We start from the raw sequence: 12,925 nt of genomic DNA, 5'->3' as shown, positions 1-12,925 counted from the left end.
AAACCGGGAAACACCCGAAATCAGGGTGAAAAGGGCAGAAAAATGGGCAAAAAATGCGCCTACACCAACGATAACGATCAAAAACCCCGAAGGACAGGCCAAATTAAACGGTTATTGCGGGTGTCCAACTGGCGGCGCTGGTGGCTCTACGGGGAAAACCGGGGATGATTGTTTCCGATAATGGGACCGAACTAACCTCCAACGCTGTGCTGAAATGGGCTCAGGACGCCAAGATTACATGGCATTACATTGCTCCTGGGAAACCGATGCAGAATGGGTACAGCGAGAGCTTTAACGGTCGGATGCGCGATGAGTTGCTCAATGAAACCCTGTTCACCAGCATGGCTCAAGCGCGGGCCGTCATTGCTGCCTGGGTGGCCGATTATAATACCACCCGACCGCATTCGGCATTGGGTTACCAGACACCAGCAGCGCACGCTGCAAACCTCAAAGCAATGGAGCCAGTCTCTCCGCCCGTTCCGGGCTCCGAGCCTGGCCCCATTGCCTATACCGCACCAAACAACGTAACTTTAACGCAGGCTCTACTTTCAGCCGGATGAAAGTTCCAAGGCAGGTCAGATGGCCCCAGTCGTCGAGCAGCACATCAGGCTCGTGGCAGTCAATGTTTTCACGACGGATATGACCTTCATCGCCCGCGCCTCCAAGGGAGATGAAGTGTCAGCCACCGAAGATAGCGCCCTGCGCGAGCAGTTGAAGGCGCGCGATAGAGGGGCCCAGCGTCAAGGATCAGCCCATCTGTGGCAGACATCCGCCGGGCGACCGCTACACTCTATTTTCGTTCCCGTTGGCGGGTTTCGCGTTCTGGGGGTGATGGAAATTGTTACCGATCCCTTGCATTTGCTTGAAGGCATTGGCCCATCGCTGGGGGGCACCGTCGAAATCTTCGATGGCAAGAATCAGAGCGTTTATAAAAGCGAAGGGTTGTCCACTGATGTGAACACGGTTGCCTTAGCCCGCGCAACACTGCTGGGGTCGAATAACCGCCCCTGGGCCGATGTCGGTTTTACCCGCGGCGTCGATAGTTTTGTTGAACAGGTCGACCAAGTTCAAGATGAAGGCCAGAAAGCCCTGCTCTTACTCGCTGTGTTCGTCGTAGTTGGTGGTTTCGTTGTGCTACGCGTTACGGTTTTCCGTCCGCTTGGTGCCTTTGCCCGCGTGATGGAGGCCATCGCCTCGGGTGATACGAAGCAAGAGATTCCGCCGACCGGCCCCGATGAGATGGCGGTTATGGCGCGCGCCCTTTCCCATTTACGCCTCAGTGTCGAAAATGTGCTGCAACTCAAGCAGATGGTCGACAGCAGCCCCACCCCTACCGCTCTGTTGGGCAAGGATGGGATGGTTTTGTTCCTTAATCCGGCCGCGCGCAACTTTTGCGAAGCCCACACGCTTACCACCGACGGTAAAGACCTGCTGGGGCTCGGCGACGCTCATCTTGCCCGCTGCCTAACCGGCGCGGAAGAATCGTCACGCGGGCTTCGCCTGCATATTGGTGAAACCGATGTTACGGCAAGCTTAGAGCCGGTTCGCAATGGAACGGGGGAGATCGTCGGTGTGGCGCTCACCTGGATCGATGTTACCGCACAAACCTTAGCCACGCGCCAAGCCGAAGTGATGATGCAGGACGTTCAATCGGTCGCTAGCAGTGTTGACCGGCAGGCGCAATCCCTGAATCACGTCGCCGAATCGCTCATCGAACGGTCCCGGCAGACGAGCTCGCTGGCGGGCGATGTGGGGGGGCTGATGGCCCAAAGCAGCGAAAGCGCCGTACAAGTCTCCGGCGCAACCGAAGAGCTGACAACGGCAATCCGCGAAATCAGCCAGCGCGCGTCCGACGCGCAACGCAGCGCCGATTCGGCCACGCGCTTCCTCGCTGAAACCGGCAATACGGTGAAAACCCTCGCCAATAGTGCCGCCGAGGCCGACGGCATCGTTCTATTCATCACCAGCCTCGCCGATCAAACCAAATTGCTCGCCCTGAATGCCACCATTGAGGCCGCCCGCGCGGGGGAATCTGGGCGCGGTTTCGCCGTCGTCGCCCAAGAAGTCAAAAAGCTGGCCGACAGTACGACCAGCGCCACCAACCGCATTGCCGAAACGGTCCACGCGATCCGGGATAGTCTGAACGCCACGGTGAATGGCTTCGAATCGGTCCGCTCAGCCGTCACCGAAGTGAATGTGCTTCAAACCTCTATCGCCAGCGCGGTCGAGCAGCACAATGCGACTTCTGCGGAAGTCGCAAGCCGCGTCGGTCAAATCGCCGCGCAAGCCCAGGCAGCGGCCAGCCTTGTGCAACAGGTTTTGAGCGAAGCCAAATCGACGGCAGTAATCGCCGATACCCTCACGAACTCCGCCCGCAGCCTCGCTGGCGAGGCTGGAAGCCTGACCGGCGCGCTCACGGACTATGCTGCTCAAGCGCAGCTCGCCCCCTAAGTGTAGCGGCCCGCAATCATCCAAGACTTGGTAAGAAAATCGATACCGAATTGTTGCTGGCGTCGGAGATGAAATAGGAGCCGAGACGCACACTTGGTTGCACTTAGTCGCGCGGCAATCTAGCGTCTTTTGCGTTGAAAAGTGCTCAGGCGAGCCGGGCCTTTTGTGTATCGATCTTCTAACGCCCCAAGAATTGCGCTCCGTATCACACTGGGCGTCACCCTGCGTCGGGCGACCGATAGATAACTTTTGTTACGTCCTGGAAACTCCACAGCAGAACCGCCGACGACCATTTGAACCGCGCACGCCTGACAAAGCAACTGGACCAACTGCGCCGTTTCACTCTTGATCCTCTGGTGCCACAGATCCTGACGCTCGGCATAAATAAGTACCATAATGATGATTATGGCGCGAGACTATTGGATATGCTTTCGGGATTCTTAAGATATTGTTCCAAGCATTTAACCCCGAACGGCCCATGCCGCCTTCGTGCTCGACGCCGTTGAGCAGGCCCGACATTAAAGGCGACCGGCCAAGCACGGCGGACGGCCTCCGACAATCCCAGCGCGGTTCACTTCCTTTCAACGCCTAAACTGCATTCTGCAGCAGTTGCCACGGCCGTACCGAGCCCTGCATCAGGCATCGTCAGCCTCGATATGCCTCCTCCTCCTCTCGCCGGACTCCTGATCCGAGTTTAAAATTCTCAGGTAACCGGCACAAATCCGTTACAAGTCCAAAGTCCAGGCCTGCCTCAAGTTGAGCAACCACCGCCTCAACCATCGGATGGTGGCGATTCCTGTTCCATGCAAGCGCGGCGGTCACAACCATGATGCGTTCCTTTAGTGGGCGCACGACGACATTTTCCGGGGCGAGTTTGGCCATCGAGGCGGGAACCAGCGCCACACCCTGCCCACAGCCGACATAGGCGATCTGGGAGACCACCGAGCGGACCTCGTGCAGGATGCGCGGCGCAAAACCATGGCGACGGCATATGCCCGTCAGCATGTCGAAATAGACCGGGCTGACTTTGCGCGAGGACATGACCAGCGGCTCGCCCCCCAGCGATTGCAGCGGAACGCGCGGCAGCGTCGCAAGGGAATGGCCGGCCGGGAGCGCCACGGCCAACCGGTCTTCCGTCAAGGGTCTGGTAGCGATGGTGGGACCGACCTCGCCCTCGATGCGGACGAAAGCGAGATCGAGCTCGCCCGCCTCCAGCGCGGGTACGGCCTCGGCGCTGTCGATCTCTTCGATATAGACCGTCAGATTCGGATGCTGCTGCTTGAGCCTTGCTAGGATCGCCGGGACGGTTTCCAGCATGGCCGCGTTGATCGCGCCGACGCGCAGGACACCCGACTGGCCCGACGCCACCTCACGCACGACCTGCTCCAGCCGCTTGACCTGTCCGGCGAACTGGCGCACGGCGGGCAGGATCGCCGCGCCGGCAGGGCTGAGCACCGTGCCGCGCCGCGAGCGCTCGAAGAGAGTGAGATTGAGCGACTTCTCCAGCACTTTAATCTGTTCGGTGAGCGGCGGCTGCGACATGCCGAGCCGCTTCGCCGCACGGCCGAAATGACTCTCCTCCGCCACGGCCAGGAACATCCAGAGCTGCCGGATCAGTCGAAAATCAAGGGTTGCCGTCACGCTCTGATCGCTCCTGATGTATTGTTATTCCTACTTTTATATCACAGAATTCAAAAGATGGTATTTTACCTATCAGGAGAGAGAATGAAAAATTCGGCATCTGTTATGGAGAAATGCCGCCATGAGCCGAACCCTTCTCGACCGCCTTGCCACCCTCGACAGCAACACCGTCTCGGATGCGCTCGACTTCCTCGGCCTGCCCGGCGCGACCTACGGCCTGCGTCCGCTCTGGGATTGCCCGAGAATCGTCGGTCGCGCCTCGACCATCCAGCTCGGCCCCAAGGCGGACGCCAAGTCCGCTGTTCACCTGATCTCGCCGGTGATCGACGCTGTTGATACCGATGACCGGGTGTTGGTGATCGCCGGCGGCGTGGACGGGATTTCCTGCTGGGGTGACATCCTCGCCAACGCGGCCGTCGCAAAAAAGGTGCGCGGCTCAGTGATCGATGGCTGCTCGCGCGACATCGAGGGCAGCGAGGCCGTTGGCTATCCGGTCTTCGGCAGGGGCGTGACGATGATCTCGGCACGCAGCCGGGTAATCCAGATCAACTCGGGTAGGCCGGTGCGGATGGCGGGGGTCATCGTCAACGAGAACGACTATGTGATCGCGGACCGCTGCGGCACGGTCTTTGTGTCCGCCGGACGGATCGAAGAGGTGCTCGATCTCGGCGAGCGCATTGCGAAGCGCCAGGACAGCATGGTCGCAGCGGTGCGCGCCGGCCGCTCGGTCGCCGAGGTCATGCACGACAAGGAATTCGAAGCCATCAACGCTAGGTGAGCCGGAGAAGAGAGATGAACAATCCGCAAAAGCAATCCGCCGAAGATCACGAGCTGGTCACGCTCTTCGCCGGGCTGGACACGCCCGGCGTTTCGGACGCGATGGATAAACTCGGCCTGCACGGCCAGGCGCTCGGCATCATGCCACTGGCCGACTACACGAAGCCGGTGGTCGGACCGGCCTTCACCGTCAAATACGTCCCGGCCTCAGTTCCGCCGGGCACGGTCGGAGACTTCATCGACGACGTGGCCGAGGGCGACGTCGTAGTGATCGACAACAATGGGCGCGCCGACTGCACCGTCTGGGGCGACATCATGACCCAATATGCAGGGCTGCGCGGAATCGCCGGAACGGTGATCGACGGCGTGTGTCGCGACGTGTCGAAAGCGCTTGGCGATAACTATCCGCTATTCACGGCGGGCCGCTTCATGCGCACCGGCAAGGACCGGGTTCAGACGGAAGACGTTGGGGGCACGGTCGGTGTCGGCACCGTGCGGGTGCAGAGCCGCGATATTGTGGTGGCCGATGCCAACGGCGTGGTGATCGTGCCTCGCGAGCGCGCTCGTGAGGTGGCAGCAACCGCCCGTGAGATCGAAGAGGTCGAGGCCGCGATCCGCGAGCGCATCGCGCGAGGCGCGAGTATCCGTGAGGCGCGCGAGGCACTCGGTTATCACACGCTGCAAAGGAAATCCTGATGAGCGGGACTTACGACAAGGCCGCGCTGGAGCAGGCGCTCAGGCAGGGCACCTCCACGCTCTACGAGGCATCAGGCATCGCCACCTCTTCGGTCGATCCCGCGATCCGGACCGTCTGGACAGGCGCGGTCCTGGCCGGGCCAGCCTTCCCGCTGCAATGCTCGCCCGGCGACAACCTCTCCATTCATCTAGCAATGGAGAAGGTGCCGCGCGGCAGCGTTCTGGTCATCGACGCGCAGGGCTTCGTTGCCGGCTATTGGGGCGAGGTGCTGACGGTGGCGGCTCAGGCCGCTGGCGTGGCCGGGCTGGTGATCGACGGCGGCGTGCGTGACATCGCAGCTCTTCGGACACGGGCCTTCCCGGTCTTTGCGCGCGGCGTCTCGATGCGCGGCACGATCAAGGCGAGCGCGCCTTCGGTCGGCCAGCCGATCAGCCTAGCTGGCACGCCGGTCGCGGTGGGGGATCTGGTCGTGGCCGACGATGATGGCGTGCTAGTGCTGCCAACTTCCGTTGTGACCGACACGCTGGCCAACGGACAAGCCCGCGCCGACAAGGAAGCCGCGATGATGGAAAAGCTCGAGGCCGGGCAGTCGACGCTCGATCTGCTGGGCCTGTCGAAATGGCGCGAGGCGTGAGATGAGCCAGGCATTCGAACGGACTATCCGCCATATCGATGTTGAAGGCGTGGACTTGCGGGTCGCCTCGCTTTCACGCGGCGGAGATGGCGCTCCGATCCTGTTCCTTCATGGCTTCGGCTCGACCAAAGAGGACTATGCCGACATGGCGCGCGACTCCGCCTTCGCCGGTCGTCCGTTCCTTGCCTATGACGCGCCGGGCTGCGGCGAGACGGTCTGTTCGGACCTGTCCCATATCTCGGTGCCCTTTCTCATGGAGACCGCGCTGGCGATGCTGGACAGCGCCGGCTTCGAGCGTTTCCACCTGATCGGTCATTCCATGGGCGGGCTGACCGCATTGATGCTGGCCGATGCCGATCCAGACCGCGTGCTCAGCTTCATTAACATCGAGGGCAACATCGCGCCCGAGGACTGTTTCCTCAGCCGTCAGATTCACGATTATCCGGCTAACGACCCCGAGCGCTTCTTGGACGATTTCATAGAGCGCACCCGCCATGCGCCAGCTTTAGCCAGCGCGCTCTATGCCGTCGGCCTGCGTCATAAGGTGCGGGCCGGCGCGGTGCGGCCGATCTTCACCTCCATGGTCGATCTCTCCGACAATGGCGGGTTGATGGACAAGTTCCTCGGCCTGCCGTGCTCGAAGATGTTCATGTACGGGGTGGAGAACGCGCACCTCTCCTATCTCAACCACCTCGAGGCCAATGGTGTGACACTGGCCGGGATCTCCGACAGCAATCATTGGCCGATGTATTCCAACCCGCCCGAGATGTGGCGTCGCATCGCCGCGCTCCACGCGGGCGAATGACCTTTAGAATGACAGGAAACCCGATGCCAGCCCTCGACCGGATGGATGCCGAAAGCCTGCGCGTCCTGAACGCCGGGCTGAAAGAAGAACACGCAGCCCTCAAGGCGCGGGGTCTGAAGCTTAACATCGCACGCGGCAAGCCTGCGAAGGAGCAGCTCGACCTCTCCAACGCCATGCTGACGTTGCTTGATACATCTGACACGCTGCTCGATTCGGGCGAGGACGCGCGGAACTACGGCGGTGATCCGCAGGGTTTGCCCGAGTTACGTGCGATCTTCTCCACCTTCCTCGGCGCACCGGTGGAGCAAATCATTGCCGGCGGCAATTCCAGCCTTGCGATGATACACGACGTCATCGTCTGGGCCTTACTCAAGGGCGTTCCGGGCTCACAGGAGCCGTGGGGCAAGGCAGGCGAGATCGCCTTCCTCTGCCCGGCTCCCGGCTACGAGTTGCATCACAGGATATGCGAGGATTTAGGCATCCGCCTGCTGCCGGTTCCGGTCACGTCCGATGGCCCGGAGATAGGAACGGTCGAAGCCCTGGCCCGCGACCCGGCGGTCAGGGGTATGTGGTGCGTGCCGACTTATGCCAACCCGACCGGCGAGGTCTGGTCCGACGCCGTGGTAGACCGGTTGGCGGCGATGTCGACCGGTGCGCGCGATTTCCGTCTGCTCTGGGACGATGCCTATATCGTCCATCATCTCGGCGGCAACCGAAAGACGGCGAAAGCCATCCTTGCGGCCTGTAAGGCGGCAGGAAACCAGGACCGGGCGCTGGTCTTCGCGTCAACCTCTAAGATCACCTTCGCCGGGGCAGGTGTCGGCTTCCTCGCGGCTTCGCCCGCGAACATCGCGTGGTATATGGACCGGGCACGGCGGCGCAGTATCGGTCCCGACAAGCTGAACCAGCTTCGCCATGTCCGCTTCCTGCGCGACGCTAATGGCGTGCGGCGGCATATGGAGGCGCATCGTAAGCTGCTCGCCCCGAAGTTCGCAGCGATCCTTGATGGGTTGGAGAGCCGACTTGGCGGGACGGGCGCGGCAACCTGGTCGCGGCCTGATGGCGGGTATTTCATCAGCATCGAGACGGTGCCCGGAGCTGCGAAACGCGCGGTTGCGCTCGCCGCCGAGGCCGGGCTTTCGCTTACCGTCGCCGGTTCGACCTGGCCCAATGGCGTGGACCCCAATGACAGCAACATTCGCATCGCTCCCAGCTTCGCGACGCTTGATGAGGCCAGGATCGCCGCCGATGTCATTGCGCTGTCGATCCTGTTGGCGGTGACCGGGTTGTCAGTCGTAGAAGCAAATGGGCCAGTGGATTGATTTTTTTGAATGACGGTTCTAACTCGTTGGGGGTGATATTATGTGTACCGCGCCGTAATCATCCGAGGTTTGGCCTGATGCCGATTCTGGCCCGAATTGCATGAGACTTCAAAGGCTCTCCGACCCACATCATCTGCTACTATGAGACAACGTCATTAACCAAATTTCGCCAGAAAGGGGCTGTCAGGAAATCTGCCGATCAGAGGCGCATCAGCTTACGCGACCGAAATCGCCCGTACGCTCACTGATGCGCGGGCCGAGATTTCCGGCGGTGGGGCGACTAAGGCCGACCATATTCGCATCGCTATTCCTTACGCGCTCGCGACCACGCGCCTGCCGTCGTGGTGGGCCGAGTGGACGGATGGCCAGAAGCTCACGTGTAGCCTGATGCTAGGCAATATCCACGATCTTGGGGCCGCGCTTGTGGCCGGAGAAGTCGATGTCGCCATTTGTTTCTACGGCGCGCAGGAGCCGATGTTCCTTGATATGGCCCGCTTCGATAAGGTGCAGATCGAGACGGATCGGCTGCGCCCCTGGGCCGCGAAAACGCTGGTGGCGAGCGGTCAGCTTCAGTTTCCTGGCACGCCGCGCCGCCCAGTGCCGCTGCTGCGCTATTCGCGCGGTATCTATTTCGCCCGGCTTGTCGATGCCATCATCGACGCCGCCCCGGCCCCGCTCGCCAGCATCCCGGTGATGGATAGCGATATGGCCGATGTGCTGCGGGAAATGGCGCTTGCGGGGCATGGGGTTGCGTGGTTGCCCGACTCGGGCATCACCCCCACCAGTGCCGAAACGCTCACCCCCCTGGGCGGCGACGCCTGGGGCATGGATATCAGTATTGTCGCCTACTGCGACCGCACCAATCGCAGGGCCGCCGTGCATCGCCTCTGGTCGGGGCTGAAACAGGCGGAACCTGCTAGTCTTCATCCGGTTCGTAAACCTGCACTCAAAAAGAAACCGGATAAAAGCTGACCGGCCAACGGCAGCACTTCCCTAACAGGGGACCATCACCGAGAAGAGGAGAAAGAGCCTATGCGTTCCATCATCACCGGCACCACCCTTGCTATTCTGGCAACCACGGCGCTTGCTTTCACCGCCCAAGCCCAAGAGCTGACCGGCACCTTGAAGAAGATCAAGGAAGTCGGCGCCATTTCGGTCGGGCACCGCGATTCCTCCATTCCGTTCTCCTACCTCGACGATCAGCAAAAGCCGGTCGGCTATGCCATGGATATTTGCGCCGCCATCGTCGATGCCGTGCGCGTTCACCTGAAGCTGCCCGCGCTGAACGTAAAGTTCACGCCCGTCACGTCCGCCACCCGCATTCCGCTGATCGCCAACGGCACGGTCGATCTTGAGTGTGGCTCGACCACCAATAACCTTGATCGGCAAAAGCAGGTGGCTTTCGCCAATACCCACTATCTGACCGCCAGCGCTTTCGTGTCGAAAAAGAGCGCTAAACTCCTGAAGATCGACGATCTGAAGGGCAAGACCGTTGTGTCCACCTCCGGCACGACGAACATCAAACAGCTTAACGATGTGAATACGGCGCGCGGTTTGGGCATCAATGTGCTCGCCGCCAAAGACCATGCCGAAGCCTTTCTGATGGTTGAAACCGACCGCGCCGCCGCTTTCGTGATGGACGATGTGCTGCTCGCCAGCCTGGTTGCCAACGCCAAGGCTCCAGCCGACTATCAAATGAGCGCCGAAGCTTTCTCGAAGCCCGAGCCTTACGGGATCATGCTGCGCAAAGACGATCCGGATTTCAAAAAACTGGTCGATAAAGCCACGGCTGATTTTTACACCAGCCCAGCCGGGGCCGCGACCTACGCCAAATGGTTCCAGCAGCCGATTCCGCCCAAGGGTTTAAACCTGAATGTCCCCATGTCCCCCGGCCTGAAAGGGGCCTTTACCAAGCCGACCGATAGCGCCGATCCCGACGCCTACGGCTCGTAAGCATTCTCCCGCCCTCCCCCCTAGGGAGATGCTTGAGCCGGAGGGGAGGGGGGTAATCCCCCCCTCCCCGTGCGGGCGTGATCACAGGACGGGCCACCATGAATTACACCTGGAACTGGGGCATCTTTTTAGAGCCCTCGCCGGAAGGCATTGGCACTTATTTCGATATGCTGCTGGTCGGCCTGAAATGGACGATTGCGACGGGGGCCTGCGCCTGGGTGTGGGCGCTGCTGTTCGGCAGCTTCATCGGCGTGATCCGCACCTTGCCCAACCGTTGGACCGTTGGTTTCGGCAATGCCTATGTGGAACTCTTCCGCAATATCCCGCTGCTGGTGCAACTCTTCCTCTGGTACTTCGTGCTGCCGGAACTGGTCCCCGCCCCCATCGGCTTATGGTTAAAGCAACTGCCGAACGCCTCCTTCTTCACCGCCGTCGTCGGCATCGGCTTTTTCATGTCGGCTCGGGTGGCAGAACAAGTGCGCGCCGGGATTATCGCCCTGCCGCGCGGGCAAAGCATGGCCGGACTCGCCTTGGGCCTCACCACGGCGCAGACATATCGCTATGTGCTGTTGCCGATGGCGTTTCGCATCATTCTGCCGCCGCTCACCTCGGAATTTCTGAACACGATCAAGAATACCTCGGTCGCGCTCACCATCGGGCTGATCGAACTTACCGCCCGCGCCCGCGCTATTCAGGAATTCTCCTTCCAAGTGTTCGAGGCGTTTACCGCCGCCACGGTGATTTATCTGCTGCTGAACCTGCTGGTAACAGCGGCGATGCGCTCACTGGAACGCTGGGTGAAAATTCCCGGCTACGGACAGGGGAAATAGCGCCATGTTTAGCGATTTCGATTTCAATGTTATTTGGCGTGCCCTGCCCTACTTGCTGAAAGAAGGGCTGGTCTTCACCCTGACCCTGACGGCGCTCGCCACCGCGGGCGGCATTGTACTCGGCACCTTGATCGCGCTCATGCGCCTCAGCTCGCTGCCGGTATTGCCGAAAATAGCGGCGGGCTATGTCAATACCATGCGCTCCCTGCCGCTGGTGCTGGTGATCTTCTGGTTCTACTTCCTCGTGCCCTATATCGGCCAATGGGTGTTGCAGAGCGACCGGCCGATTGCGGTGGGGGCCTTTGCCTCCAGCCTCATCACCTTCACCTTGTTCGAGGCAGCGTATTTTTCCGAAATCATGCGGGCGGGGATTCAGTCCATCTCGCGCGGGCAGTTGATGGCGGGCTACGCCTTGGGGCTCACCTACCGGCAGGTGATGGGCTCGGTCATCCTCCCACAAGCCTTTCGCAATATGGCCCCGGTGCTGCTGACGCAAACCATCGTGCTGTTTCAAGACACCTCCTTGGTTTACGTGCTGTCGATTCCCGATTTCCTCGGGGCGGCCTCGAAAGTGGCCCAGCGCGACGGGCGCTTGGTGGAGATGTATCTGTTCGCCGCCGCCGGATACTTCATTATTTCCTTCACGGCTTCGACCCTGGTGAAGCGGTTGCAGCGGCGCATTGCCATCATCCGCTGACCTTGGCTTCAGGAGACTTCCCATGAGTGCAATGATTACGCTGAGCAACGTCAGCAAATTCTACGGCCCGGCCTTTCAAGTGTTGAAAGACTGTAGCCTGACGGTCGCCAAGGGCGAAGTGGTGGTGGTCTGCGGCCCCTCGGGCTCGGGCAAATCCACGCTGATCAAATGCGTGAACGCGCTGGAGCCGTTCGAGAGCGGCGAGATCACGGTGAATGGCATCAGCCTGAAGGCACCGGGCACGGATTTACCAAAACTGCGCGCCCGCGTTGGTATGGTGTTCCAGCATTTCGAGTTGTTCCCTCACCTGAAGATCACCGAGAACCTCTGCCTCGCGCAGCAAAAAGTCCTTGGGCGCTCGCGGGACGAGGCGATGGCGAAGGGCGAAATGCTGCTGGAGCGCGTCGGCCTCTCCCAGCACGCCCATAAGTTCCCTGGGCAGCTTTCAGGCGGTCAGCAGCAGCGCGTTGCCATTGCCCGCGCGCTGGCGATGGACCCGATTGCGATGCTGTTCGACGAGCCAACCTCGGCCCTCGACCCCGAAATGATCAATGAAGTCCTCGATGTGATGGTCGAGCTTGCCCGCGAGGGTATGACAATGATGGTGGTGACCCACGAAATGGGCTTTGCCCGCAAAGTGGCACACCGCGTTGTCTTCATGGATCGCGGTGAAGTTGTGGAAGACGCCGAAACTACTTCCTTCTTTACTGAAGCCAAGAGTGAACGCGCCCAGCTTTTCTTATCAAAAATTTTATCTCACTGACTTTAGCCTAACAGGAGAAGCTTGACTGATAGTCCCCCCTTTGATTGCAGAGGATTGTAGGAAGAATTTTCTCGGTCGTTCGAACGAGGATATTCGGATGAAGGAGAGCCGTTTTACGGAATCACAGATTATGTGTAGCGGCCCACAATCATCCGGCTTTCGGCCCGATTTTATCGCCGTTTCTGGCCCGAATTGCGTGAAACTATAATGGCTCTCCGACCCACATTATGAACCGCCCCGAGTTTGCCGGAGACCGTTTGGTTTAAGTTATGCGGCCATGGCTGGTGCGTCCAGCATGGCGTAGTATCGTTCTTCGGCCTCGGCTGGCGGTATGTTGCCGATTGGCTCCAGAAGA

At 60.5% G+C, this 12,925-nt stretch carries 12 protein-coding genes and 1 pseudogene; 12 read left to right on the top strand and 1 reads right to left on the bottom strand.

The annotated features are described in order from the left end of the window. Nucleotides 1-125: 125 nt before the first annotated feature. Both ACIQ36_RS12540 and ACIQ36_RS12535 read left to right on the top strand, forming a co-directional pair. Nucleotides 126-560 (top strand): annotated as a pseudogene (locus ACIQ36_RS12540) (transposase family protein); the annotation flags it as partial. 19 nt (nt 561-579) lie between these two features. Next, nucleotides 580-2,451: a methyl-accepting chemotaxis protein gene (locus ACIQ36_RS12535; RefSeq protein WP_395829721.1), complete on the top strand. Its 1,872-nt coding sequence runs from the start codon at nt 580-582 to the stop codon at nt 2,449-2,451. A 645-nt stretch (nt 2,452-3,096) separates the two neighbouring features. On the opposite strand, the gene ACIQ36_RS12530 is transcribed toward ACIQ36_RS12535, so the two are convergent. Further along, a complete protein-coding gene (locus tag ACIQ36_RS12530; RefSeq protein ID WP_395829719.1) occupies nt 3,097-4,092 on the bottom strand; it encodes a LysR substrate-binding domain-containing protein in 996 nt (331 codons plus the stop codon). Between the two features lie 121 nt (nt 4,093-4,213). On the opposite strand from ACIQ36_RS12530, the gene ACIQ36_RS12525 reads away from it, so the two are divergent. The 10 genes from ACIQ36_RS12525 to ACIQ36_RS12480 all read left to right on the top strand — a co-directional run bounded on the left by ACIQ36_RS12525 (nt 4,214) and on the right by ACIQ36_RS12480 (nt 12,570). Then, nucleotides 4,214-4,870 carry an RraA family protein gene (locus ACIQ36_RS12525; RefSeq protein WP_395829717.1) on the top strand — a complete coding sequence of 219 codons (657 nt, stop codon included), beginning with the start codon at nt 4,214-4,216 and terminating at the stop codon, nt 4,868-4,870. Between the two features lie 14 nt (nt 4,871-4,884). Further along, nucleotides 4,885-5,565 carry an RraA family protein gene (locus ACIQ36_RS12520; protein WP_395829715.1) on the top strand — a complete coding sequence of 227 codons (681 nt, stop codon included), beginning with the start codon at nt 4,885-4,887 and terminating at the stop codon, nt 5,563-5,565. After that, nucleotides 5,565-6,200 (top strand): RraA family protein, encoded by a 636-nt coding sequence (locus ACIQ36_RS12515; RefSeq protein ID WP_395829713.1) that lies wholly within the window; start codon nt 5,565-5,567, stop codon nt 6,198-6,200. The genes ACIQ36_RS12520 and ACIQ36_RS12515 overlap by 1 nt, the downstream gene beginning before the upstream one ends. 1 nt (nt 6,201) lies before the next feature. Beyond that, complete coding sequence (locus tag ACIQ36_RS12510) at nt 6,202-7,005, top strand: alpha/beta fold hydrolase (RefSeq protein ID WP_395829711.1); 804 nt, start codon at nt 6,202-6,204, stop codon at nt 7,003-7,005. A 23-nt stretch (nt 7,006-7,028) separates the two neighbouring features. Next, nucleotides 7,029-8,327, top strand: a complete 1,299-nt coding sequence (locus ACIQ36_RS12505; protein WP_395829708.1) for an aminotransferase class I/II-fold pyridoxal phosphate-dependent enzyme — start codon at nt 7,029-7,031, stop codon at nt 8,325-8,327. Between the two features lie 180 nt (nt 8,328-8,507). After that, the gene (locus tag ACIQ36_RS12500; protein ID WP_395829723.1) at nt 8,508-9,299 is read left to right on the top strand and encodes a LysR family transcriptional regulator substrate-binding protein; all 792 of its coding nucleotides are present in this window, start codon (nt 8,508-8,510) and stop codon (nt 9,297-9,299) included. A gap of 60 nt (nt 9,300-9,359) precedes the next feature. Then, nucleotides 9,360-10,280, top strand: coding sequence for a transporter substrate-binding domain-containing protein (locus tag ACIQ36_RS12495; protein ID WP_395829706.1), 921 nt, complete (start codon nt 9,360-9,362; stop codon nt 10,278-10,280). A 98-nt stretch (nt 10,281-10,378) separates the two neighbouring features. Next, nucleotides 10,379-11,110, top strand: a complete 732-nt coding sequence (locus tag ACIQ36_RS12490) for an amino acid ABC transporter permease (protein WP_395829704.1) — start codon at nt 10,379-10,381, stop codon at nt 11,108-11,110. Nucleotides 11,111-11,114: 4 nt separating this feature from the next. Next, nucleotides 11,115-11,807, top strand: a complete 693-nt coding sequence (locus ACIQ36_RS12485) for an amino acid ABC transporter permease (RefSeq protein WP_395829702.1) — start codon at nt 11,115-11,117, stop codon at nt 11,805-11,807. 31 nt (nt 11,808-11,838) lie between these two features. Further along, entirely contained in the window at nt 11,839-12,570 is a 732-nt protein-coding gene (locus ACIQ36_RS12480; protein WP_395827836.1) for an amino acid ABC transporter ATP-binding protein, read from the top strand. The last annotated feature ends 355 nt before the right edge of the window (nt 12,571-12,925 follow it).

The sequence above is a fragment of the Elstera sp. genome, assembly GCF_044372965.1.
Lineage (GTDB): Bacteria > Pseudomonadota > Alphaproteobacteria > Elsterales > Elsteraceae > Elstera.
Note: the sequence above shows the minus strand (reverse complement) of the source record. Positions and strands in the feature narration are given on the sequence as shown.